Source organism: Phormidium sp. CCY1219 (assembly GCF_055795085.1).
On record NZ_JAYFEQ010000856.1, the window covers coordinates 38808 to 63269 of the forward strand.

The 24462-nt window shown below is 64.3% G+C and carries 24 protein-coding genes; 2 read left to right on the forward strand and 22 right to left on the reverse strand.

Annotation, left to right across the window (positions count from 1 at the left end):
* The first annotated feature begins 106 nt into the window (after positions 1–106).
* Together AC0QH1_RS27405 and AC0QH1_RS27410 are read left to right on the forward strand one after the other, a co-directional pair.
* A complete protein-coding gene (locus AC0QH1_RS27405; protein WP_239367656.1) occupies positions 107–430 on the forward strand; it encodes a hypothetical protein in 324 nt (107 codons plus the stop codon).
* A gap of 18 nt (positions 431–448) precedes the next feature.
* The gene (locus AC0QH1_RS27410) at positions 449–1171 is read left to right on the forward strand and encodes a YafY family protein (protein ID WP_324634620.1); all 723 of its coding nucleotides are present in this window, start codon (positions 449–451) and stop codon (positions 1169–1171) included.
* A gap of 71 nt (positions 1172–1242) precedes the next feature.
* Here AC0QH1_RS27410 and AC0QH1_RS27415 read toward each other — a convergent pair whose 3' ends face one another.
* The 22 genes from AC0QH1_RS27415 to AC0QH1_RS27520 all read right to left on the reverse strand — a co-directional run bounded on the left by AC0QH1_RS27415 (position 1243) and on the right by AC0QH1_RS27520 (position 24453).
* Positions 1243–2469, reverse strand: a complete 1227-nt coding sequence (locus AC0QH1_RS27415; protein ID WP_324634621.1) for a peptidoglycan DD-metalloendopeptidase family protein — start codon at positions 2467–2469, stop codon at positions 1243–1245.
* Positions 2470–2595: 126 nt separating this feature from the next.
* Entirely contained in the window at positions 2596–3243 is a 648-nt protein-coding gene (locus AC0QH1_RS27420) for a protein-L-isoaspartate(D-aspartate) O-methyltransferase (RefSeq protein ID WP_239323383.1), read from the reverse strand.
* Positions 3240–4022, reverse strand: coding sequence for a 5'/3'-nucleotidase SurE (surE, locus tag AC0QH1_RS27425; RefSeq protein ID WP_324634622.1), 783 nt, complete (start codon positions 4020–4022; stop codon positions 3240–3242). The genes AC0QH1_RS27420 and surE overlap by 4 nt, the downstream gene beginning before the upstream one ends.
* Before the next feature lie 218 nt (positions 4023–4240).
* Complete coding sequence (locus AC0QH1_RS27430) at positions 4241–4888, reverse strand: SDR family NAD(P)-dependent oxidoreductase (RefSeq protein ID WP_324634623.1); 648 nt, start codon at positions 4886–4888, stop codon at positions 4241–4243.
* An 89-nt stretch (positions 4889–4977) separates the two neighbouring features.
* Positions 4978–5241 (reverse strand): hypothetical protein, encoded by a 264-nt coding sequence (locus tag AC0QH1_RS27435; protein ID WP_324634624.1) that lies wholly within the window; start codon positions 5239–5241, stop codon positions 4978–4980.
* A 208-nt stretch (positions 5242–5449) separates the two neighbouring features.
* Positions 5450–6013, reverse strand: a complete 564-nt coding sequence (locus AC0QH1_RS27440; protein ID WP_324634625.1) for a DUF2199 domain-containing protein — start codon at positions 6011–6013, stop codon at positions 5450–5452.
* Positions 6014–6199: 186 nt separating this feature from the next.
* On the reverse strand, positions 6200–7726 hold the full coding sequence (purF, locus tag AC0QH1_RS27445) for an amidophosphoribosyltransferase (protein ID WP_239367642.1): 1527 nt from the start codon (positions 7724–7726) through the stop codon (positions 6200–6202).
* A gap of 453 nt (positions 7727–8179) precedes the next feature.
* Complete coding sequence (locus AC0QH1_RS27450) at positions 8180–8908, reverse strand: Hint domain-containing protein (protein ID WP_324634626.1); 729 nt, start codon at positions 8906–8908, stop codon at positions 8180–8182.
* Between the two features lie 397 nt (positions 8909–9305).
* Positions 9306–9860, reverse strand: a complete 555-nt coding sequence (locus AC0QH1_RS27455) for a CvpA family protein (RefSeq protein ID WP_239323390.1) — start codon at positions 9858–9860, stop codon at positions 9306–9308.
* Between the two features lie 43 nt (positions 9861–9903).
* The gene (radA, locus tag AC0QH1_RS27460; protein ID WP_324634627.1) at positions 9904–11268 is read right to left on the reverse strand and encodes a DNA repair protein RadA; all 1365 of its coding nucleotides are present in this window, start codon (positions 11266–11268) and stop codon (positions 9904–9906) included.
* A 287-nt stretch (positions 11269–11555) separates the two neighbouring features.
* Positions 11556–12044 (reverse strand): paraquat-inducible protein A, encoded by a 489-nt coding sequence (locus AC0QH1_RS27465; RefSeq protein ID WP_324634628.1) that lies wholly within the window; start codon positions 12042–12044, stop codon positions 11556–11558.
* Positions 12041–12757 carry a hypothetical protein gene (locus tag AC0QH1_RS27470; RefSeq protein ID WP_324634629.1) on the reverse strand — a complete coding sequence of 239 codons (717 nt, stop codon included), beginning with the start codon at positions 12755–12757 and terminating at the stop codon, positions 12041–12043. The genes AC0QH1_RS27465 and AC0QH1_RS27470 overlap by 4 nt, the downstream gene beginning before the upstream one ends.
* Positions 12758–12794: 37 nt before the next feature.
* Complete coding sequence (locus tag AC0QH1_RS27475; RefSeq protein ID WP_324634630.1) at positions 12795–13553, reverse strand: ATP-binding cassette domain-containing protein; 759 nt, start codon at positions 13551–13553, stop codon at positions 12795–12797.
* The gene (locus tag AC0QH1_RS27480) at positions 13550–14332 is read right to left on the reverse strand and encodes an MlaE family ABC transporter permease (protein WP_239367634.1); all 783 of its coding nucleotides are present in this window, start codon (positions 14330–14332) and stop codon (positions 13550–13552) included. The genes AC0QH1_RS27475 and AC0QH1_RS27480 overlap by 4 nt, the downstream gene beginning before the upstream one ends.
* The gene (alr, locus tag AC0QH1_RS27485; RefSeq protein WP_324634631.1) at positions 14329–15366 is read right to left on the reverse strand and encodes an alanine racemase; all 1038 of its coding nucleotides are present in this window, start codon (positions 15364–15366) and stop codon (positions 14329–14331) included. The genes AC0QH1_RS27480 and alr overlap by 4 nt, the downstream gene beginning before the upstream one ends.
* 195 nt (positions 15367–15561) lie before the next feature.
* Positions 15562–17079 (reverse strand): replicative DNA helicase, encoded by a 1518-nt coding sequence (locus AC0QH1_RS27490; RefSeq protein WP_239367630.1) that lies wholly within the window; start codon positions 17077–17079, stop codon positions 15562–15564.
* Between the two features lie 252 nt (positions 17080–17331).
* The gene (locus AC0QH1_RS27495; protein ID WP_324634632.1) at positions 17332–18012 is read right to left on the reverse strand and encodes an orotate phosphoribosyltransferase; all 681 of its coding nucleotides are present in this window, start codon (positions 18010–18012) and stop codon (positions 17332–17334) included.
* 76 nt (positions 18013–18088) lie between these two features.
* Positions 18089–19129: a dihydroorotase gene (pyrC, locus tag AC0QH1_RS27500; RefSeq protein ID WP_324634633.1), complete on the reverse strand. Its 1041-nt coding sequence runs from the start codon at positions 19127–19129 to the stop codon at positions 18089–18091.
* Between the two features lie 55 nt (positions 19130–19184).
* Positions 19185–20156 carry a hypothetical protein gene (locus AC0QH1_RS27505; RefSeq protein ID WP_324634634.1) on the reverse strand — a complete coding sequence of 324 codons (972 nt, stop codon included), beginning with the start codon at positions 20154–20156 and terminating at the stop codon, positions 19185–19187.
* Between the two features lie 147 nt (positions 20157–20303).
* Positions 20304–21404 (reverse strand): glycosyltransferase family 2 protein, encoded by a 1101-nt coding sequence (locus AC0QH1_RS27510; protein ID WP_324634635.1) that lies wholly within the window; start codon positions 21402–21404, stop codon positions 20304–20306.
* A gap of 2 nt (positions 21405–21406) precedes the next feature.
* The gene (locus AC0QH1_RS27515; protein WP_324634636.1) at positions 21407–23770 is read right to left on the reverse strand and encodes a glycosyltransferase family 2 protein; all 2364 of its coding nucleotides are present in this window, start codon (positions 23768–23770) and stop codon (positions 21407–21409) included.
* A complete protein-coding gene (locus tag AC0QH1_RS27520; protein ID WP_324634637.1) occupies positions 23770–24453 on the reverse strand; it encodes a sulfotransferase in 684 nt (227 codons plus the stop codon). The genes AC0QH1_RS27515 and AC0QH1_RS27520 overlap by 1 nt, the downstream gene beginning before the upstream one ends.
* Between the last annotated feature and the right edge of the window lie 9 nt (positions 24454–24462).

Sequence of the window (24462 nt, forward strand, 5' to 3'; positions counted from 1 at the left end):
GGATCTGCGATTTTTTCCGCAGGCCCGCACTCAACTGACAGGTTCGTGTCAGTTGCTCTGGTCTAGGACAGGATCATCGAAACCGTCAAGACAAGGATGACGACAGATGACCAAGACCGTGGTGGAAGTGGTAACCTTCAAACTGAACCCGGGCGTCAGCGACGCCGACTATGTGGCCGCAACCCAAAAGACCGAGAGCTTCATCGGCGGCATGCGCGGCTTTGTCGACCGGCGCCTGTCCAAGGGCGAGGACGGCACCTGGATGGACTATGTGATCTGGGCCGATCTGGCGGCCGCGCAGGAGGCCAGCGCCAAGTTTCCGCAAGCCGACTGCACCGCCGACATCATGCGCATGATCGACCAGAGCAGCCTGGTGATGCGGCATGAAACGCAGATGTGGACGATGCAACCGGCGCCTGCCATGGGTTGACCTTGAGGTGCGGCGCAGGTGAAAGATCTCTCCATGCGCCGCACCGACCGCCTTTTCGAGATTATCCAGATCCTGCGCGACGGGAAATTGCACCGGGCGCAGGACATTGCCGCACGGCTGGAGGTCTCAACCCGCACCATCTATCGCGATATGGACACGCTGGTGGCCTCGGGCGTGCCGGTCGAGGGCGAGCGCGGTGTCGGCTATCTGGTGCGCGAGGCGATCACCCTGCCACCGCTGACCCTGACCCCGTCCGAGCTGGAGGCGCTCAACCTCGGCATGGCGATCGTGGCCGAGGCCGCCGATCCGGAGCTGAAGGCCGCGGCAGAGAGCCTCGCCACCAAGGTCGACGCGGTGCTGCCCATTGAGACGGTGACAGAGGCGGATGCCTGGAAATTCGCGGTCTACCCCTTTGCCGATGCGGCGCGCGGGTTTACCTGGATGCCGACGCTGCGGGCTGCGATCAAGGCCCGCCAGAAACTCGCCCTGCGCTATCGCCGCATTGACGAGACCCTGACCGAACGGGTGATCCGCCCCTTGCATATGGAGTATTGGGGCCGGGTCTGGACCCTGACCGCATGGTGCGAGACGCGGGGGGATTTCCGGGTGTTCCGCGTCGACCTGATCGAGAGCGCCGAGCCCTTGCCCGAACTGTTTGTCGATGAACCCGGCAAGCGTTTGCAGGACTACGAACCCGACGCGGAAAAGCACGGAGCCTCACGCGGCGGCGCCGCACCCTGAGGGCGCGGCGCGCGATCCCCTTGTGGGGCACAAAGGTCAGCCGGACGGGGCAGCTGGCCCCTGCCGTGGCCTTATTGCAGATAGGGCAGCGGATCGACGCTTTCGAAGCCGTCGCGCACCTCGAAATGGACATAGGCCTCTTCCGCCGTGCCGCGCAGCTGGGCGATGGACTGGCCGCGATTGACGCGATCGCCCTTCTTGACCTTGATGCCATCCACATTGGCATAGACCGACAGCAGGTTGCGGTCGTGGCGGATGACGATGATCGGCACCTTGTTGGAATCGGCGGTGATCGCGGCCACCGTGCCGGCCTCGGCGGCCTTTACCGCGCTGCCTGGCGCGGCGGAGATGTCGATGCCGTCGTTCTTGCCCTTGGAGTAGGCCCGGATGATCTTGCCGGTCACCGGATAGCCCATCGCCGCCTGCGAGGCGCGGGTGGGTTGTTCGACATCGACCGAAGGTTTGGGTTCCGACTTCACGTCGGCGACGGGGGCGACCTCCTCATCCGGCAGCGGCTTGGTGGCGCTGGGCGGCGTGGGGGTGGCGCTGCCCTGTCCGGGCGCGGTCACCGCGGCCTCGGTGGCCTCCGGCGTGGGGGCCGGGGCGTTGGGGTCCTTCAGCGGGATCAGCAGGTATTGGCCTTCGCGGATGGCAAAGTCACTGCCCAGCCCGTTCCATTCCGCCAGCGATTTGACCGGGATCTGGTAGAGCCGGGCAATGGTATAGGCGGTTTCGCCGCGCGTCACCTTGTGGCGCACCGGCTCCGGGCCCTCCTGAACGCGGGTGGGTGCGGGTTTGGCCGGCGTCTCCTGAAGCGTGGTGGTGGTCACCGACCCCGGATTGGGCGAGCTGGCCGGGGCGCTGTCGATGGCGTTGCCGGCCAGCGACGCGATGTCGACGCCGCCGGGGCTGCGGTTGCCGCCGCGCGCCGAGGCGTCGGGGGCACGGCGCGGCAGCACCAGCACCTCGCCCTTGCGCAGCGGATCGCGGGTTTCGACGCCGTTGAACCGGGCGACCTCCACCGCAGGCAGGCCGACCCGCGTGGCCAGATCAGCGACGGTATCGCCATTGCGCGCCACCGCCACCTGATACGACGGATAGGTGATCAGCCCGCGCGAGTCCGGCGCCGGGCGGCTCTCGGTTGCGGTCTGGGCGGCCTTGGTGGTGTTGAAGGCACCGATCTGCCCGCGCAGGTCGTAATCCAGCGGCGCGGTGCAGGCGGCGGCGATCAGCGCCAGCGGCAGCAGGGCGGCGGGGCGCAGGAACTTCGGGCGGAAGACCGTCTGGGGGCGGGTCATGTCTCTTGCTCTCCTCGAATGACGTCTCCTGTTGGGCGGAGACTTGGACGGCAGCGGTTCTGTCTTGCCCGGGCCTGACCGGTGGACCGCTACAGTGCAACGGGGCTGACCCCGGAATAGGACAGCTCAGGTGTCTTTTCCAAGCCCTTCCAGCAGCGGAACAAAGCGCACCGGGCGCAATTCGTCATATTCCAGCCCATTTTCGCTCTTGCGGACGCGAATGAGGGTCTGCACCGCGTCGGATTGGCCGACCGGCACCACCATGATACCGCCGACCTTGAGCTGCGCCAACAGCGGGCCGGGCGGGTCCTCGGCGGCGGCGGTCACGATGATTCGATCAAAGGGCGCCTGTTCCGGCAACCCATGGCTGCCGTCGCCCACCAGCGAGGTGATATTGGCCAGTCCCAGGGTCTGGAACACCTGCCGGGCCTCCTGCACCAGGCGGCCATGGCGGTCGACGGTGTAGACCCGGCGCGCCAGCTTGGCCAGGATCGCAGCCTGATAGCCCGAGCCGGTGCCCACCTCCAGCACGGTGTCGCGGGGCGAGATCTGAAGCGCCTGCGTCATCAGCCCCACCACCGAGGGCTGCGAGATGGTCTGCCCGCAGGCGATCGGCAGCGGCACATCCTCATAGGCGCGTTCGGAGAAGAAGCCGCGCAGGAACAGGCCGCGGTCCACCGCTTCCATGGCTTCCAGCACAGAAGCCTCCGTCACCCCGCGCGAGCGCAGGGCAAACAGGAACTGCATTTTGGTTTCCGCGTCCGGGCCAGTCATTCGATCGCCTTCAGGGCCTCCAGCGCGTCATGGGCGGTCAGATCCGCCCGCATCGGCGTGACGGAGACATAGCCCTCCAGATTGACCGCCGCATCGGTGCCCGGCGCGGTCGCCACCTGCTGGTCGCCGCCCTTGACCCACATGTAGCGCCGCCCGTTGGGCGAGAACTGTTCTTCGGCCGAAAACCGGGTGCCGGGACGGGCGCCCTGGGTGCTGACCCGCAGGCCCTTCACATCCGCAGCCGCCACCGGCGGGAAATTGATGTTGTAGAACAGGCCATAGTCATGATCGTTTTCGGGCTGCGCCGCCAACAGCTTGCGCAGCACCTCGGCACCATGCTGGCGGGCGGCCTCGAACGGGTTGTCCAGATCGCGATTGGCAGGCCCGTAATATTGCGACAGCGCCATGGCGGGCAGCCCTTGCAACGCGCCTTCCATCGCCCCGCCCAGGGTGCCGGAATAGAGCGCGTTCTCGGCGGAGTTGTTGCCCCGGTTCACCCCCGACAGCACCAGATCGGGGCGATGATCCTTCATCACCACATGCAGGCCGGCCAACACGCAATCGGCCGGAGAGCCTTCGGCGGCAAAGCGGCGCGGCCCCAGTTCCGAGATCATCGAGGGATGGGTGTAGCTGATGCAGTGACCAACGCCGGATTGCTCAAACGCGGGCGCCACGGTCCAGACCTCGCCGTCGGGACCGGCAAGCTCGGCTGCGATCGCTTCCAGCACCGCCAGCCCCGGGGCGCTGATGCCGTCGTCGTTGGTGACCAGAATGCGCATTTTGCCCCCTTGCCTGCGTGCGGTTTTCTCCGGTGTCGGCGGGAATTCGCCCCCGCGCCGGTTGCTGCCCTGCATAGGCGGCAGGGGCGGGCAGGGCAAGGAATTTGCAGGCCGGTGACCGGGCGGATGCGCCGGGGTGTGGCCAAATCACCCGCCGCCCATGCGCGGGCCAACGGGCGCTGGCCGTTGTGGGGCGTGATGGCGCGGCCGGCCGGGCGCTAGTCCGACAGGATCTGGGGCAGGAGATCGGCCGCAGCCTCAGCGGGCGAGGTCAGCACGGTCCGGTCCTCGCCGGGGAAAAACCGCGCCCGCAGGGCGGTTGGCATCGGCGGCGGCGTCAGCAGCGTGACCCGTGGGCCGGTGCGCAGGGTTTCCTCCTGCCAGCTGCGGGCCAGGGCGATCTGTGCCGATTTGGTCGCGCCATAGGCGCCAAAGAATTTCTCGCCGGCGCGCGGATCGTCAAAGAACACCGCCTTGCCGTGCTGTCCCAGCAGCGGCGCAACATAGGGGATCAGGACCGAGGTCGCAGTGGCATTGATCTCCATCGACTTCTGCCAGTCCTTGGCGGCCACATGATGCGCCGGGCTCAGCGGGGCGGCGTGGATGGCGCTGTGCAGCCAGAGATCCAGCTTGCCCCAGCGGTCAAAGATGCCCCGGCACAGGGTCGCCATGGCCTCCGGCACGGTGATATCCATCGGGGCCAGCGTGGCAGAACCGCCCGCGGCCTTGATCCGGTCGTCCAGCTCTTCCAGCGCGCCGGTGGTCCGGGCGACGGCAATGATGTGATGGGTGGGCGCAAGCGCCTCAGCCAAAGCGGCGCCAAGGCCCCGCGAGGCCCCGGTGATAAGGGCGAGTCTGTCGGTCATGGCGCCTACATGCGGCGACCTCGCGCCGGGGTCAAGCCCCGCCGGGCGGCGGTGTCGGCGGATGCGACGAGATGCGCCGGCTGCGCGCCTCAGTTGGCCAGGATCGGCAACCGCCCGACGGTGCCGCCGCGCTCCACCAGCAGACCGTCGGGGTCGATGGCGACGATGCGGCCGATCGGCAGGCGCGCGCCGGGTTGCACCGTCTTGATCCGGCCCGACGACAGGCGGACCAGTCCCTGCAAGGCGTCCTGCGGACCAAACAGCCCGATCAGGGTGACGCGGCGATCCGGCAGGGCGTCCTTCTGGGTGGCGATGGATTCTGCGGTGGTCTGTGCTGTGTTGGCCATTGGCATCCGGTTCTCCCGCGGCGACCGGTCCGTCGACCGCGCCGCCACGGGAACTGTCTTGTGTGAGTGGTGAGTGGTGTCTGGTATATCGGCAGGTCGGTATCAGGCCCGTCGCGGCAGCAAAAGCAGATCCCGCCAACCGCCGATGCAACCGGCCAGAGATGGCCGAGGTGCCCCGGAAAATGCGCGGCAGCTTGCCGGTCAGCCGGCGTGCTCAGGCATCATAGACCAGCGAGGCAAGATCATGCCCATAGGCATGCAGGAAGGTCAGCAGATCCTCCAGGTCGAGGCCGATCTCCTGCATCCGGGCGAGGTCGTGATTCACCTCGGAGACCTGCAACTCCGGGTACTGGCCTTCGGGGCGCATATGCAGCATGCAGGCCAGCGGGCCGCCGCTTTCGGGCGGGATCTGGTTCGACAGCCACGCGGGCTGGCTGCCCATGCTCTCCGCCTCGCGCAGCTCGAACAGGTCGAGATACGCGTCGAACACCTCTTCGCTGACACCGGCCCAAGTGCCGAGGATGAATTCCTCGCCGCGCGAATCCGCCAGCGGGATCGCCAGCACCGCCCGCAGGAACCGCAGGCTGCCGAAGCGGCAGAAATCCTCGGTCAGCACATCGCCTTCGGAGACGAAGATGGCGGCGTTGTCCTGCACCTGCAGATCCGCCGGCACGATGTCGGGCCGGTCGCAGGAGAGGCTGAGGAGCTGGGCAAAGGTCGCGCCGCAACAGCGGCACTGACGCGATGAGCTCAGCATGCGGGCGAGATGCGCGTCCAAGAAGGCGCCCCTTTCGAAAGTCAAATAGAGAATGGCGCCGACCTGTCCGGGTCAGCGCCATCGCGTTACACGCGGCTCCCTTACGCCTGTTGGCGGCAACTTGCAATCACCGCGCCGCAGCACGCGCCAGAACCCGCCGGGCGGCGGCGCGCTCTTCGTGCAGGACACATGCGCGGCCCGTCGCGCTCAGGTGGCCAGCGTGGCCCCGTTCCAGGACGCCCCTGCATCGGGCATGTCCTTGATTTTCTTGCTCACGCGGCTGCTGCCTTCGAGCGTGTCGAGATATTCCGCGCTCACCGAGCCGGTGACATACTGGCCGTCGAAACAGGAACAATCAAAGGCTTCGATATCCGGGTTGCCGCCCTGCGCCGCCCAGATCAGATCGTCGAGGTTCTGATAGAACAGCTCATCCGCGCCCAGCTCCTCGCGAATCTCCTCGATCGAGCGGCCATTGGCGATCAGCTCATGCTTGGTCGGCATGTCGATGCCATAGACATTGGGGTATTTCACCGGCGGCGAGGCGGAGGCGATATAGACCTTCTTGGCGCCCGCTTCGCGACACATCTGCACGATCTTCTTGATGGTGTTGCCGCGCACGATCGAGTCGTCGATCAGCAGGATGTTGCGGTCCTGCATTTCGCGCGGGATCGCGTTCAGCTTGCGACGCACGGATTTCTGCCGCTCTTCCTGCCCGGGCATGATGAAGGTTCGGCCCACATAGCGGTTCTTGACCAGCGCTTCGCGGTAGCGGATGCCGGTGATGTTGGAGACTTCCAATGCCACGGGCCGGGCGCTGTCCGGGACCGGGATGATCGCATCGATGTCCAGCCCGGAGGCCTCGATCTGCTTGGCCAGGGTCTGGCCCATGCGGATCTGGGTCTTGTAGACCGAAATCCCGTCGAGCAGGCTGTCGGGCCGCGCGAGGTAGACATATTCAAAGATGCAGGGGGTGAGTTTGCCCTCGACCGCCTGGAACTCATGTTTGTTGCCGTCGAGATCAATCAGGATCGCCTCGCCGGGCTTCAGATCGCGCAGTTTGGTGAACCCGTTGATGCCAAAGGCCACATCTTCCGAGGCAAAGGCGTAGTCGGCCCCGTCGCCCGCGCCATCGGCGTTGCGTTGGGCGACCGACAGCGGCCGGATGCCATGCGGGTCGCGGAAGGCCAGCATGCCGACACCGGCGATGAGGCAGATCACCGAATAGGCGCCCTGCACCCGCTCCATGGTCATCTTCACCCCGGCAAAGATGTTGCGGATCGGATCGGCGTTGCCGTTGACCTTGATCGCATCGGCCACCTTGTCGGCCAGCACGTTCAGCAGGATCTCGGAATCCGAGGTGGTGCGCAGGTGGCGGCTGTATTTGCCGGTGACCTTGGCGCGCTGCTCTTCGGTGTTGGTGATATTGCCGTTGTGGACCAGATAGATGCCATAGGGCGCGTTTACGAAAAACGGCTGCGCCTCGGCGGCCGACAGCGATCCGGCGGTGGGGTAGCGCACGTGGCCCATGCCGACCCGGCCCTGAAGCGTCTCGGCATCCTTGGCGCCAAAGACATCCTTGACCAGACCGTTGGCCTTGCGTTCGCGAAAGAACCCGTCGCCATAGGTCACGATGCCAGAGGCATCCTGGCCGCGATGCTGTAGCATCAACAGCCCGTCATAGAGTTCCGCAAACACTTGTTCGGTTCTGCTTGCGATGCCCAAGATACCGCACATGGCGAGGCTCCAATATAGTCGTTCGTGTGGCTTACAGCCCGCAGGCTGCGGCAGGAGAGACCCGGGCAAGGGTGCCACGAGTCGCGAGCCCGATGCGGGGCACCGGGACAATACTAGGGGAATTTCTCGTGAACGGGGAGGCGGAGCGCAGGCGGTGCAGCGGGCGGCATGCCTTGGCTGCACTGCGGCTGTGGCGGGCCAGAGGGGCAGATCCTGCCGCGCACGACGGGCGGCGCAGGTCAGCTGGGGACTGGGTCAACACAGGGGCTTTGGCTCCGAATCCTGTCGAACAGTGACGGCTCTCACATAGGCGGTCTGGCAGGCAATGTCACCAAAGGATCACATTCAACAGACAGATCGGGGCGGGAATTCACATCTGGCGCGGGCTGCGCCTGTTCCGCAGGCAAGCGGAACGGGGTCCTGGCCCGTCATGGGCCGGAAAACGGCGCGCGATCAGGCGGCGTAGCGACCAAACAGCAGGTCGATCGGGTCGAAGGCCGGCGCCGGTGCCATGTCGCCACCAAAGAAACGCGCATCCTCGGCGTCCTCGTCCGCGATCTGGTCCGCGGCGTCCGCAGCATTCTGTTCCGGCTCCATACGCCCGGCGTTGACGATCAGGCGGGTCTCGGCGAGGGACAGCACGCTGTAGTAGCTTTCGTCCTCGACCGCACCGGCATTCATCACCATGCCGCCTTCGGTCCAGAGCAGCTCTTCTTCTTCGCAATCGACATGAATACGGGCCAGGCGCTGGGGCAGGGCGGTGCTGATGCCGTTATGGCCGATCAGCGCCACCAGCTTGACCGTGACCACCGGCAGGTCAAAGAGATCCAGCGCCAGATCGCCCTCGATGGCGACAATGGCATCGGAGGGCAGGTCGAGGTCGGCGTCATTGCCAAGCGCGCCGGCGGGCACATGCACCATGGCCGTCAGACGCGGAACCGAGTGGCGGATGTTGACCACTTCGCGCAGGCCGCCGTCAAAGGTCTGAACCATGTCGCCGGGGCGCAGGGCGCGGGCTTGCTTGAAGCCGAATTCGGTCTCGATCAGGGTGCCGGGCAGCACGCCGCCATGTTGCGGACGCAGACGGGTGTTTGCCTGATCTTCGGCCTCCTGCGAGCGCAGGTCCAGAAGCAGGTCAACCGGCTGATAGTTTGTAAACGCGGTGGTGTGATCCAGCAGCATGTCCAAATGTCCCTTCTGAGAGCGTCGAGGCTTTTTGCCTTCGTTGATCTCAATTGGCCTCTGAATTGGGACAAGAATGGGGCAGGCTTGCGTCGGTTTCGGTACCAGAGCCGCTTTCATGCAGGAAAATCACAGTCAAACCCAAAGGTTAACGCCCGATCTGGGGGTAATTAAGGGTTTGTTAAGATAATCGGCAGCGCGTTTGCGAAAACTTTACGGAGTTAAGAATCGATTCTTCATTCTTAACAAAACGTTAATGCCAGGCCTCTTGGGGTTAACGTTACGGCAGCGGTGGGGATAACTCTGTGTATAGTCGCCACTGCCTCTGACCGTTTTCAAAAATGTAAAAGGGCGCCCCGCAGGAGCGCCCAATCATACGGTAACTGTGATGCGGAGATCAGCCCTCGCAGGAGGAGATCAGATCTTCGTATTTCTGCGTCACCCAGCCCAGTGCCTGTTCGGGGTTCTGTTCCTCGACCTTGCCGATCACCCGGTTGAACACCGCCGCCGAGCGGCTTTCGTCGACCATGGTAAAGCTCTGGCCGGTCATCACCACATTGTAGACGAAGAACCCGATCACCACGAGCAGGATGCCGCGCAGCACGCCAAAGAAGAACCCGGCCCCCTGATCCAGCCCGCCAAGCGCCGACCGTTGCACCAGCCCGGCCAGCAGTGGCGTGAAGAAGGAGACGACGATCAGCGCAATCGCAAAGACCGCAAAGAACGCCGCGATCAGCGACAATTCGCAGCTGTCGGCGATGAATTCGCCGACCACCGGGATTTCCGCCATCAGCGGTTCCGCCTGTGGCGCGAACATATAGGCCAGGATACCGGCGGCGACCCAGCCGATGATGGCCATGACTTCGCGTACGAAGCCGCGTGCATAGGCGAGTAGCGCCGACACTACGATAACCAGCGCCACTGCGCCGTCGATTATGGTGAAACCTTCCATGTCCCTCGCCTGTTTGCCCGCGAAATATCTCTTGAGTGGCCTTTTAGCCTGCTCCGAAATATTCGCCAACAAATCCTGTGAGGTCGGCGGCCGGGCGCAGGGTCAGGCCGGGGACAGAGACAGATTTGCCACCGCTCGGAGCGATCGCTGACGTGAAACCAAGTTTTTGCGCTTCTTTCAACCGGTTTTCCGTCTGTGGCGCCGGTCTGAGCGCCCCGGACAGGGATATTTCGCCAAATATTGCCGTATCCGCCGGAAGTGCCGTGTCCTCGCGGGCGCTGAGCAGCGCCGCGGCCACCGCCAGGTCGGCGGCAGGTTCGGTGATTTTCATCCCACCCGCGACGTTCAGATAAACATCAAGCCCGGCAAAGGGGATGCCGCAGCGCGCCTCCAGCACCGCGAGGATCATCGCAAGGCGCGAGCTGTCCCAGCCCACCACCGCGCGGCGCGGCTGTGAATGGGGCGAGGGCGCCACCAGCGCCTGCATCTCCACCAGCACCGGCCGGGTGCCCTCGATGCCGGCAAAGACCACCGACCCGGGCGAGGGCTGACCGCGTTCGGACAGAAACAGCGCCGAGGGGTTGAGGACCTGTGCCAGCCCGCCGCCGGTCATCTCAAACACGCCGATCTCGTCGGCGGGGCCAAAGCGGTTCTTGACCGCACGCAGGATGCGGAACTGATGACCGCGCTCGCCCTCGAAATAGAGCACCGTGTCGACCATATGCTCCACCACGCGGGGGCCTGCGATCTGGCCCTCCTTGGTGACATGGCCCACCATGATGATGCTGATGCCGTTGGTCTTGGCGAATGTGGTCAGCTCATGCGCGGCGGCGCGCACCTGGCTGACCGACCCCGGTGCGCTGTCGACATTGTCCGCCCACATGGTCTGGATGGAATCGATAATGGCCAGCTGCGGCTTTTCCGCCTCCAGCGTGGTCAGGATATCCCGCAGATTGGTTTCTGCTGCGAGCTTGACCGGCGCCTGCTCCAGCCCCAGCCGCTGCGCCCGCATCCGCACCTGGGCAGAGGCTTCCTCGCCGGAGACATAGACGGTCTTCAACCCCGCATGGGCGAACTGCGCCGCCGCCTGCAACAAGAGCGTCGATTTGCCGATACCGGGATCGCCCCCCACAAGGATGGCCGACGCCTCCACCAGACCGCCCCCAAGCACGCGGTCGAGTTCGGCGACCCCGCATAATGTGCGCGGCGGGGGTGTTTCCTGCGTCGCTAGATCGGTGAGCGGCACCCGCTTGCCGCGCATGGCGCCCAGCGATTTCTTGGCCGGACCGGCGGAGGTGAGGCCCTTGTCCTCTGAAATGGTGTTCCATTCGCCGCAGCCCTCGCAGCGGCCGGACCATTTTGAATAGGAGGCCCCACAGGCGGAGCAGGAGAAAGTTGTCTTTGCCATGGGCGATCAGTGGCAGATGTTTCCGGTTTGTTCAAGGGGGCGCCGGGGCCTGGTGCCATTCTGACCCTGGGCGTTTGCAATCCGCACGGGGGCGCTCCCGCCAGTCGCACGATCATCACAGATGATCTCCTCCTGTTGGGCCGCGCGCCGCTGGCGCGGCGCGAAAGGGCTGCTGAGAAGCGGTTCAGGGGCAGGTCTGCCCTGAACGCGCCTTGTCCAGCCTTAATGCGAGTCGCCTGCGCCTCAATGATCTGCGACCGCGCGGGGCGCGGCGGCCCGCTGGGCCGTCATTGACCCGCCGCCGACTCGCGTTTGATCTGGCGGTCCGTCAGAATCGACAGAGTGATGGAGGCCAGGATGCAGGCGGTAAAGAGATACATCCCCCAGGCCACCTCGATCGTGGCGTAGCTGATGCCTTTTGCCAGCGTGATATAGAGCGCAATCAGGAAGACATCTGCCATCGCAAGTTTGCCGAGGATATTCAGTACGGGCAGGCTGCGCGCATCCAGCAGGCGGAACTGCACCAAGGCGAGGCCGATGGTCTTGAGGTAGGGGGCGAAGAGCGCAAATGCGGTGACCACCAGCGCCAGCACGATGTCGCTGTCCCAAAGGCTCTGAAGGCCGGTGAGGACGGAGATTTCCGACAGGCCGAAGATCGGCAGCAGGCCCGCCCGCAACAGAGGCGCAAACCACGCGACGGGGTAGAGGATCAGCAGGGAGAGGTTGGCGAGGCGGAGGAGAAGAGGCGTTTTGCCGCGCGCGCTGCCTGCAGTCATGGAAGCCGACACTTCAGGTTCTCCGTATCAAAGCTGTTTTGCGCGCCGGATTTCGATGCGACAATCCGTTCTGCCACGATGATCGCGGTTTCGGTATTTGTGCAAGGGCGTTTCTCTTTTGCTGCCAGCACATTGTTGTAGACCCACAGGCCCAGAATCCCGCAGCCCACAGCCAGAACAGCGCCCGTGACGTAGGAGCGGCGGCGACTGCGGACATGTGATGTGTCCACGGGCGGCGCGTCGGTGGTCTGGGCAATTGTGTCTTTTGGTTTCGGGGCCGATGGATCGTTGCGCAAACAAGAGCCGATTGCGGCGGCGACCAGCATGCCCACAAACGCAGCCAATACGGAATGGGTGCTGTAGGCTGATCTCAGGATGTTCTGAGTGTCGCCTTCAAAGAAAAGCGCCATCCCTGCCAGAAGATAAAGCATCGCCGCGATCGCAACGGCGAAGAACACAAACGAAATGCCGCGTGCATGGCTTGCAAGTCCCAAGAGCCGCACAAGGCCCCATATCAAGTGGCTGAATGCTGCAATGAGGGCCAGATAAACCCAGATGATGGCGTCGACAACGGGGGCAACAATCGGGGCAAGTACAGGTGAGAGCAATTCTGCGATCAGGCTGACAAAGGCTGCAAACAGGCCGAGTATAGCCTCAACGATTGGCGCGAATATGGCGGCGATCATGTCGCCGAGTAATACGTTTAAATTCATAAATAAAACTCTTTAAAAAATTGGAGCTAACGCTGTTCTACCGCACCGCCTCGATCGGACCCTCCGCGCTGCCGGAGATGAACTGTTCCACGTAAGGATCGCCCGACTGATCCATCTCTGCCACAGGACCCGTCCAGCGGATCTTGCCACCGTGGAGCATGGCGACATTGTCGGCAATGGCACGCACCGAGGTCATGTCGTGGGTGATGGTCATGGCGGTGGCGCCCATCTCCACCACGATCTCGCGGATGAGGTCGTTGATGACGCCGGACATGATCGGATCGAGCCCGGTGGTGGGCTCGTCGAAAAAGATGATCTCCGGGTCGGCGGCAATTGCGCGGGCGAGGCCGACGCGTTTTTGCATACCGCCGGACAGCTCTGCGGGCAGGCGGTCGGCGACATCGGCCTTCAGGCCCACACGGCGGAGTTTCTCGATGGCGATCTCGCGGGCCTCATCACGGGGGCGAGCAAGGCGGCCCCGCAACAGGCGAAAGGCCACATTCTGCCAGACCGGCAGGCTGTCAAACAGCGCCGCCCCCTGAAACAACATGCCAAAGCGGGCAAGGAAGGCATCGCGGTCGCCCTGGCCCACGGGTTTGCCATCCACGCGGATTTCACCGGTGTCGGGCTCAATCAGGCCAAGCACACATTTCAGCGCCACCGACTTGCCGGTGCCGGAGCCGCCGATGATGACCAGAGAGGAGCCCTTGGCGACCTCCAGATCGACACCGCGCAGAACTTCGTTGGAGCCGAAGGCCTTGGCGACCTGACGCATTTCAATCATCGGATGGGTCATAGCGAAAAGAACACCCCGGTCAGCACAAAGTTGGCGGCGAGGATCAGCACGGCCGCGGCCTCGACCGAGCCTTTGGTGGCGCGGCCCACGCCCTGCGCGCCGCGGCCCGACTGCATGCCGTAGTAGCAGCCCATGAGGGCGGCGATGGTGCCGAAGGCTGCGCCCTTCACGAGGGAGGAGACAATGTCGCGCAACTCGAGAAAGTCGACCGTGTTCTTGAGGTAGGCAGCGGCGTTGAAATCCAAGGTCTCGGTGGCGACCACATAGCCGCCCATGATGCCGATGATGTCACCGACGCCAACCAGCACCGGCACGGTGATCAGGGCCGCCAGCACACGCGGCGCGACAAGGTATTTCATCGGGTTGGTGGAGAGCGTCACCAGCGCGTCGATCTGCTCGGTGACTTTCATGGTGGCGATTTCGGCGGCAATCGAAGAGGTCACGCGCGCGGCGATCATCAGGCCAACCAGCACCGGGCCCAACTCGCGGACCATGCCGATGGCGACGATCTGCGGTACCACGGCCTCGGCATTGAAGCGCGCGCCGCCGGCGTAGATCTGCAGCGCCAGCGCGCCGCCGGTGAAAATCGCGGTCAGGGCAACGACAGGCAGGCTGAGCCAGCCGACCTGCAGCAGCGCATTGGCAAACTCGCGCGGGTAAAACGGCGGGCGCAGCATGTGGCTGAAGGTCGAGGCGGCAAAGCGGGTGATCCGCCCGAGGGCCGCGAGGCGGCCCAGCGAGGTGCGGCCGATCATCCCAAGGGCGGAGATGGGGCTCATGCGCTATAGGTCCTCGCATAGCGGTTGCCGAGCGCGGTCAGAACCTCATAGCCGATGGTATCGGCGGCATTGGCCAGCACATCCACCGTCTGCGCCTCGTTCATCAGGCTCAGATAAGGGGGCACATCGTCCAGATCGGTGACGTCAACGGTGACCAGATCCATCGAGATCCGCCCCACCACGGGGCAGGGGGTGGAGCCTGCATAGGCCATGATGCCCTGCCGCTGAAAGGCGCGGTGCAGACCGTCTGCGTAGCCGGCGGCAATGGTGGCAATGCGGGTGTCGCGCTGTGCGATCCAGGTGTTGCCGTAGCCCACGCTTTCGCCGGGCGCGAGGTCGCGGATCTGGATCACCGGCACTTCCAGTTCGACCACCGGCAGCGCGTCGCTGTAGGGCGCACCGCCATAAAGACCGATGCCCGGGCGGCAGAGATCGAAGTGATAGTCGCGGCCCAGAAGTAGACCGCCGGTGGCGGCGAGCGAGCGGGGCAGGTTCAGCCCCTCGGTCATCTCGATGAAGTTCTTGAGCTGATAGGGGTTCATGCCGTGGCCGGGTTCATCCGAACAGGCCAGATGCGACATCAAGAGGACCGGGTTCTGATCCAGTGCAATGTCGCGCACCGCCATCCATTCGGCGGCCTCCATCCCGAGCCGGTTCATGCCGCTGTCGAGCTGCACGCCAAAGGGATGTCCCGGAAGGCTCTCGAAATGGCGCAGCATCTGGTCGAGCGAATTGAGCATCGGCGTCAGCTGGAAGTCGCGCAACAGTTTTGCGTCCCCCTCCATATGACCGGAAAAGACCGAAATCCCGGGTCCCGGTCCCAGCGCGCGCCGGAGCGCGATGCCCTCTTCGGCGATGGCGACAAAGAAGTTGCGTGCGCCTGCCTGGGCCAGCGCCTTGCCGACGCGGCCAGCCTCCAGGCCATAGCCATTGGCCTTGACCACCGCTGCGGTCTCGCAGTTGGTCTTGGCATCCAGATTGCGCCAGTTGATCGCCAGCGCATCGAGGTTGATTTTCAAACGTGCCGTACTCATGCGTCGTTCATGACATGGAGGCCACCGGGGTCAAGGGGGAAACCGCAGCGGTGTGGCTTTGGGCAGGCTGTTGCGCTGTGTTTGCGGGCGGGGAGGGGGCGCTGCCCCCGGCCCGAAGGGCCTCCCCCGAGATATTTTTTAAAAAGATGAAGGGGCCAGATGAAGGAGGTCAGTGGCCCCGGCGCGGTTTTGCGCTCAATAGCCGTCGGGCTGCTGTTGCCAGGATTTAGCAAGGTTGCCAAAGCGGGTGAATTGCGCCTCGAACGCCAGTTCCACCGTGCCGATGGGGCCGTGACGCTGCTTGCCGACGATGACTTCGGCCTTGGCGTGCAGACGCTCCATCGCCTGTTTCCACTCTTCCATCTTGTCAAGCTCGTGATCGCCGGGTTTTTCGCGTTCCTTGTAGTATTCTTCGCGGAACACAAACATCACCACATCGGCGTCCTGTTCGATTGAGCCCGATTCCCTGAGGTCCGACAGCTGCGGGCGTTTGTCCTCGCGGCTTTCCACCTGACGTGACAGCTGCGAGAGGGCGACCACGGGGATGTTCAATTCCTTGGCGATGGCCTTCATCCCCATGGAAATCTCGGCGATTTCGTTCACCCGATTGTCGGACATGCCGCGGCAAAGTTGCAGATAGTCGATCACCAGCAGATCGAGCCCATGCGTCCGTTTCAGACGTCGCGCGCGCGCCGCAAGCTGCGAGATCGGGATCGCGGGGGTGTCGTCGATAAAGAGCGGGCAGCTCTCCAGGTCCTTGGCGGCCTGCACGAAGCGGCGGAATTCCTCCTCGGTCATGTCACCTTGGCGGATCTTGTGCGAGGAAATCTCGGAGGCTTCGGCCAGGATACGGCCCGCCAGCTGTTCGGCTGACATCTCAAGCGAGAAGAAGCCGACGACACCGCCGTCCACCGCGCCTTCGCTGCCGTCCTGTTTGATGCCGCGCTTGTAGGCCTTGGCCACGTTGAAGGCGATGTTGGTGGCCAGCGAGGTTTTCCCCATCGAGGGACGCCCGGCGAGGATCAACAGGTCCGAGGGGTGCAACCCGCCGAGTTGTTTGTCGAGATCGTCAAGCCCTGTGGAAATCCCGGCCATGCCGCCGCCACGCTGGTAGGCCTCATTGGTGACATTGACCGCCTCGGTCACCGCGCGCAGAAAGGATTTGAACCCCTGTTCGGTCTGGCCCTGTTCGGCCAGTTGATAGAGCGACTGTTCCGCCTCGACGATCTGTTCCTTGGGTTCGGAGGCGACATCGACGCGGCGGGCCTTTTCGGCGATGGTCTGACCAAGGGCGATCAACTCGCGCCGGATCGCCAGATCATAGATCATCTGCGCATAGTCGCGCACCGCAAAGGCGGAGATCGAGGCCGAGGCCAGCTTGGCCAGATAGGCGGGGCCACCCAGTTCGCGCAGGCCCTGGTCGTCCTCCATGAAGGCCTTGAGCGTGACCGGCGAGGCCAGCGCATTCTTCGAGATGCGGGCGGCGGCGACCTCGTAGATCCGGGCGTGCACGGGATCATAGAAATGCGAGGAGTTTATGATCGAGGCGACTTTGTCGTAGACGTCGTTGTTGGTGAGAATTGCCCCCAGCAGTTGCTGTTCCGCCTCGACGGAGTGGGGCAATTCCGATGCCTGTGCGTCATCTGCCGTACCGCTGGCGTCCGGGGACGCGGGCGGCTGTGGATCGCCGTTGAAAGAGGTGATCTCGTTCATGTCTGCTCTCTATTAATAGGCTCGTGTTCTACGCCGGAACCGGGCCGGATTTCCATCTGGAAATCCCTGTGGATGGTTTGAGGATAACCGCAGAGACGGGTGTGGGCAATTTTTCGAAAAACCACGCGGGTCCACCGCCGCTTCTGTATCTGGTGTGTCACCCCTGCTTTGGCCACAGAATATGGGAAAGGCCGCCCCGATTCGGTGCGGCCTTGTCCACAGTATGCAGGGGCTCTGGCGGGAAAGTTTTCCTCAGCCTGTCTTGTTGGCCTCTTGCCAGGCGCGCGGATCGCGCAGGAATTTCTCTACCTCGTCAAGGGTTTCGGTGCTGAAAGCCCCCTGGGCGCGGGCCTCTTTCAGCACGTCCCACCAAGTGCACAAGTAGTGCAGCGCGACGCCGTGATCGCCCAGCGTCTTGGTGGTTTCGGGGAAGATGTCGTAATAAAAGATCACCGCCGTGTGGCCGCAAGTCGCGCCGGTGTCGCGGATCGCATCCACAAAGGAGAGCTTGGAGCCGCCATCGGTGGTCAGGTCCTCGACCAGAAGAACCCGCTCGCCCTCGGACATCGCACCTTCGATGCGGGCGTTGCGGCCGTAGCCTTTGGGCTTTTTGCGCACATAGGTCATCGGCAGGGCAAGGCGTTCGGCCACCAAGGCGGCAAAGGGAATGCCCGCGGTTTCGCCGCCGGCGATATTGTCAAAGGCCTCAAAGCCTGCATCCCGCATCACGGTGACCGCCATGAAATCCATCAGGGTGGAGCGAATGCGCGGGAAGGAGATCAGCTTGCGGCAGTCGATGTAGCTCGGCGAGGGCAAGCCGGAGGCCAGCGTGTAGGGTTCATCGGTGTTGAAGTTCACCGCGCCGATTTCCAACAGCATCCGGGCTGAGAGGCGGGCGATTTCTTCGGCTGAGGGGTAGGAGGAGGGGATCATGGCGTATCCTTCGAGAGCAGAGTGCCAGAGGCGCGGGCGGGAGCCTCCGGCGGGGATATTTATCGAGAAGATGAAGTCAGGCGACGGTCCAATGCACCGGGAATCCGGGGTCAAAGACGGTCACGGGGCCGTCCGGCGTGTCGACCTGTTCCGGGAACGCGACGGGCGCGTCCTGTTTCACCAGCGTGATCTGGCCGGGGTTTTCCGGCAGTCGGTAGAAGGCGGGACCGTTCTTGGAGGCAAAGCCTTCGAGCTGCTCCAGCGCGCCGTCTTCTTCGAACACATGCGCCAGCAGCGCCATGGTGTTGGTGGCGGTGAAACAGCCCGCACAGCCGCAGGCTTGCAGCTTGTTGGCATCCGTATGCGGGGCCGAGTCGGTGCCAAGGAAGAACCGATGATCGCCCGAGGTGGCGGCCGCGCGCAGGGCGATCCGGTGTTCTTCGCGCTTGGCAACCGGCAGGCAGTAGTAATGCGGCTTGATGCCACCGACGAGGATGTGGTTGCGGTTGATGATCAGGTGATGCGTGGTGATGGTCGCGCCCAGATCCTTATCCTGCGACCGCACGTAGTCGGCAGCGTCCTTGGTGGTGATATGTTCCATCACCACACGCAGGCCCGGCGTCGCCTGACGGATCGGATCCAGAACCCGGTCGATAAACACCGCCTCGCGATCAAAGATGTCGATGTCGGGATCGGTGACCTCGCCATGGGTGCAGAGCGGCAGGCCGATTTCTGCCATCTTCTCCAGCACCGGGCGCACCTTGTCGAAATCGCGCACGCCGGAAGCGGAGTTGGTGGTCGCCCCGGCTGGGTAGAGTTTGACCGCTTTCACCAGACCCGACGCATGGGCGGCGGCGACATCCTGCGGATCGGTGTCCTCGGTGAGGTAGAGCGTCATCAGCGGCTCGAACGTCATGTCGCCGGGCAGGGCGGACAGGATGCGGTCGCGGTAAGCGCCTGCCTGTTCGCCGGTCACCACCGGCGGCACCAGGTTGGGCATGATGATGGCACGGCCAAAATGGCGGGCGGTCTCCGGCAGCACCGCGCGCAGCATGTCGCCGTCGCGCAGATGCAGATGCCAGTCGTCGGGGCGGGTGATCGTCAGGCTCTGGGTCATGGCGCAGGCGTTAGCACAGCCCCATGAACTTGGGAAGGCGCTCCGAACGCCGGTGTTACCCCCGCGTCTGCGGGCCGGGCGGGGGGGCGCGGAAAGCACCCTGTTCCGCCTGGTCCTCCAGCGCCCGCAGGCGGCGGCGGAACCGTGGCATCCGGCGGCGGTCGTTCACGTTGCGGCACAGCAGCATGGTCAGATAGGGGCGCTCCAGATAATCCAGCCGGTTCAATAGGTTGCGCAGGTAGACATTGTTGTCCCGCCGCGCCCGTGCCAGACGGTGGAATGCCGGGGCGGACAGCCGCCCGCTACCGGCCAGCGACATGATCCGATAGAGGATCTCCATTTCGATCAGGCGCGTCTGGATCGCCTCTCCCATGCAGGGCATCCGCAAGCGGGTCACATTGGGCCGGGCAAACAGCGCCGCATGCATCGCATCCAGCGATTGATAGGGATCATAGAGCACAAAGGCCCGCTCGGCCGCATCCAGCATGTCCGGCGCATAGCCGTAGCGGTCGGTAAAGGAGGTGCGGCGCATCTCGACAAAGCGGTCGTCCCATTCGGTCATGCGCGGATCGAGCGTCGCCTGCGGCTGGATTGCTACCACGGTTGCGCCCGGGGCCGCCACCGAATAGGCCGCCGCCGCATAGCCGCAGGGGCCGGCGCCATAGAACACGACATTGTCGAATTCCTCAAAGAACCCGTCGTCGATCAACTGGTCGAAAAAACCGTAGATACGGTTTTCGCGGAACCAGGTGTCGCCGTCGGAAATCAGGCAGAGGTGGGACCAGCCCAGGTTTTTCACCAGGTCAAACCCCAGCGGCTGCGCGGTCTCGGAAAAGCTCTCGATTCCCTGGCGGCTTTCGAAGGTCACCAGCAGCGTGTTGCCCTGATCGATGAAGGTGGCGAAGTGGCGCGGGCCCAGCGGCTGATACATGCCGTTTTCCTCGGCCATATCCGCCAGCCGCTGCTGCCATTCGGCGGGCTTCAACCCGGAAAGGTCCTGCTCCAGTATATCTGTGTCGTCCTGCATGCGCGCCACCTGCCACCCGTTATTCGGTGTTGTTCAGATCCAGACCTAGGCGCAGATTGAGGCTAAATTTAGAAAAACCTTGGCCCAATTGTCGACGATCGCCGCCACGCTGCGCTGCTGTGACAGGTGGGGCAGGGGGCGGCCGTGTCAATCCTGACCGGAGGGGGCATCGGGCTTTGGCTTGCGCTCGACCGGCGTCACCGGCGTTCCACGCCGGCCCAGGGTGGCAAAACCGGCCAGGGTGCGCCCGGTGACTTCGCTGATGGGGCGCGAGGGGGGCGTCATCATCAGCCGCCCGAACAGGGCGCGATAGGGCTCCTGGCGCATCAGCTCCATGAACCGGTCCTTGCGCCATTGCACCGCGCTGTCGTGCAGTTTGCGCAGCTTGCGATCCTCCAGCAGCATGTCGAGGATGGCGTCGCGGGCCGGGCGGTAGCGGGCGATGGAGGTGTCCTCGGCGGTGTTGAAATTGCGCTCCACCCAATAGTCGATGTCCAGCAGGTCCTCCGAATGCACCGCACGGCCGCGATCCGCCTTCAGGATATAGCTCTCCATCGCGCCCAGCGGATAATGGTTCAGCTGCGCCAGCTGGTAGTTGTCCTGACCGTAGTTTGAAAACACCCGCTTGGTCTTGAAATCCCCCATCAGTTCGCGACCGACGCAATCGAACCAGCGGTACTGCTCCAGTGCGTCGTCGTCCTTGATGCTGCGGGGGCGGTGGATGCCGATCTTGCGATAGGTGCCGGAGTTGCGAAACAGGGTCTTGAACATCGACGCCCGCCACGGCCAGTGCATCACCGTCGGGGCGGCCCGGGTGAAACGGTCGGTGACGCGCTCGCCCTGATAGCGCACCTGATCGGCATTGCCGAACAGCCGCCAGGTCAGGGTGATCGCATCCGCATCGGGCAGCGCGGCCAGCAGATCCGCGATCTGGCCCTTGCCGGCGTGGATGTTGACAAATTCGTCGATGTCCAGCGCTAGAATCCAGTCGGCGCCCTTGGTCAGCGGGTGCTTGTCGGCGCGTTTCATTGCGGTGAACTGGATGCCGCCCTTGTCAAAGGGGCCGGTGTTTTCCTCATGCGTCAGATGGCCCAGCGCATCCAGCCGGTCCAGCATCTGGGTCGTGGGGTCATCGCAATCGTTTGAAAAGACAAGAATATCGGTGAAGCCCACCGCCTTGTGATGGGCCAGCCACTCCAGCAGGAATGCGGCTTCGTTGCGAACGGTCAAAACAGCCAGCGTGCGCATTCTCAGCTCTCCAGATCCAGCGAAAGCGCCCAGGCCACGCGTTCGGTCGCGCTAAGGTCGATCTCCAGCGCCTGTTGGTACAGCTCTTCGAATTCCGCGCGCTGGTGCAACTCGGCAGCCTTGGCCCGGTGCCAGTCCAGCCCCGCCGCATGCAGATCGCGCAGGGTCTTGTCCTGCATCAGCCGCGCCAGTTCCGCCTGCATGCGCGGCAGGTTGCGCTGGATGGTGATGTCGCGGTGATCGTTCCAGTCCATCCGGATCCAGTAGTTGAGCCCGATCGAACGGTCCACATGCAGGGCGCGGCCGCGCTGGCGTTTGACCAGAAAGCTCTCGGCCGAGCGCAGCGCATAGTGGTTCAGCTGCAATAGGTCATAGCCGATGGATTTCTTCGAGCTGCGCCAGCCGTTGTCGACCACCTCCGCCGTCATGTCCTGACCGGAGCCATTGACCCATGTGACCTGCGCGCGTTTGTCCTCCACCAGCTTGTTGGGCCGGTGGCAGGAGATTTTCTGATAGGCGCCAATGGGTTTGAACATGGTCTTGAAGCCCCAGACCGTATGCGGCTTGGGGCAGAACTGCGGCGCGCAGTGGTCGAATTGGGCAATGACCGGCCGGTCGGCCAGCGCGGTGACGCCATTGTGGCCAAACAGCCGCCAGGTCATCGCGACATTGGTGGCCTCCGGCACATGGTCAAAGAAATCCGCCAGCGTGCCATTGCCGCAGCGCACGTTGATGAACTCGTCGACGTCGATATGGATCACCCAGTCGGCATGTTTGATCACCGGCTCTTTCAGCGCCTGGTTCAGCGCGTATTGCTGCGGCGAGTTGCCCTTCCAGTTGTCGTTGTTGCGATGCTGGAGGAGACCAAGCTCCTGCAGGCGATCCAGCAGCTCGGCGGTGCCATCACTGCATCCATTGGTGTAGATCAGGAAATGATCCACCCCGATCATCCGGTGATAGGCCACCCACTCCAGGATATAAGGCGCTTCATCCTTCATGCAGCCGACGATCACATTGCCGCTCCGGCCTTTGGGCAGCGTGCGTGCGGGCGTTTCCGCGTAGGGCGGCATCGGGGTGGTCTCGTCGAGGCTGCCGATCCGGTTGTGCGGCTTGAACGAGGAGCCCTGCAACATCTCGAAATTCTTCAACGCCAGCGGTGGCATCAGCCGCTGGGCCCGGGCGCTCGGGGCGGCAGGCGCGTCGCTCTCCTGCGCCGCGCGGGCGCTCCGGTGCGCCTGCAAGTCCCCCTCGCGTGCGGCGCGCTCCTCGCGGGTGGCTTTCTCGATCCGGTGCAGGAAGGCCAGCAGGTATTGCGAGGCGCGAAACCCCATCTGCGGGTCCGCCTCCGCCCAGTCCTCGGAGGAGATCGCCACATCAAACAGCGCCGGTGACAGATCCGCATGCCGGGCACAGAGGCGGGCGTTGTCGGCGGCAAAGAACCGCGTCACCGCCCCCAGCCGGGCCGGGTCGATGGGCGCACCGTCAACCTGGAGATCCTGGATCATCTGCCGCCACAGCTTGCGCGGCAGGATGTGGTTGCCCTGCGCCAGAAGCCGCAACAAAAGCGCGTTGAACTGGCGCCCCCGCGTCAGCCAGGCCGCCGGGATCGGCGCGTCGGGCCGCTGTTCGGCGACCCGCCCGATCTGGCCATCGATGTCAAAGGCGGCGCGGATTTCTTCGGTCACATCGGCGCTGCCGAAGCGTGCCGGATCATAGGGGCGAAAGGTCACCGAGCCGGCGCCAAAGACCTCTTCCCAGAACTCTTGCAGCGCCAGATAATCGAGCCAGAAGGGCGCGCCCTGGCTTTCCTCGAACTGACCGGCCTGGGGATCCACCGGCGGCAGGGTCTCCAGGGCCGCCTGCCACCAGCTGTCCTCGCGCGTCATCTCCACCTCGCGGGCCAGCCCGGCGGCGCGCCCTTCGAGAACCTGCGCGGCAAAGACCTCCGCCAGCATCCGCGCCTGTGCGTCCAGATGCGCCACGATGCGGATATCCTCCGACAGCGGCGCCAGCAGCGCCTTCAGCCGGTCCAATTCGCTGCGGCGCGACAGCTGCGTGCCCAGCTGATGGGCGCTCAGGATCAGCGTGTGCGGGCTGTGCTGGGCCACGTCGCGGCGCAGATCCTCCAGCAGCGTCTCGCGCAGCTGGGCCTGTTTGGCCGCGCCGATGTAGCCGCGATTGTAGCGCAGCGGGTCGACGTGATCGGGATCGGTGACCGCCATGAACAGGCGGGTGTGGTTCTTGGCCCCCGCCGCGCGGGGCACCAGAACGCCCTTGTCCAGCAGCTGCGCCCGTTTCTCCGCCAGCACCGCCTGCACGCGCGTCGCGCCCGCCACATGAAGCCCGATATGTAGATAGATCCGCATCAGCCCGCCCTGTCCTGCGTTGTGTCCTGCGCTGTGTCCGGCGCCGCGTCGGACGGGGGCTGGCGTTCCCCGTCCGGATTGATGTTGGACTGTCCCCACCAGGGCAGGCGCCGCCCCAGGAACCGCTCCAGCCGCTGCGGCGCGTCCGCTGCGGCCACATCGACCTCCAGATACAGGGGGTCATCGCGGAACCAATGGGCCAGCGCCTCGTAATGGCCATCGATCCAGATCATCTGCTCGTCGATGTCGTGCCCATATCCGACCGGCAACCCCGGCACCGTCGACAGCGGCAGGCGCAGCTTGCCGAGGTTGTTCCAGCGCATGATCGAACGCGCCATCTCCTCGGTCGCCCGCCGGGTGGCGACAAAGCGCAGTTTTGGGTGCAGCTTGCGCAGCGCCAGTAGCATCGCATGGTCGCATTGCGGCCAGACCGAATTGCCGCCGTAGATAAAGCTCACCTCGCTCAGCGCGGTATAGCCCGACAGCAGCGCCGCCGGGTCGCCGTATTTATAGAGCCCCTCGTACATCAGGTTGCCGACAAACACGCGGTCGCTTGGATCAGCGGGATCTTCCTGGTCCTTGATACGGTGATCGGCCACGCGGTAGCCGGCGCGGATCAGCGCGTTCTTCAGCGTGGTGGTCCCGGATTTCGGCAGTCCGAGGTTGATGACGTCCAGTCCCATCAGTGCGGC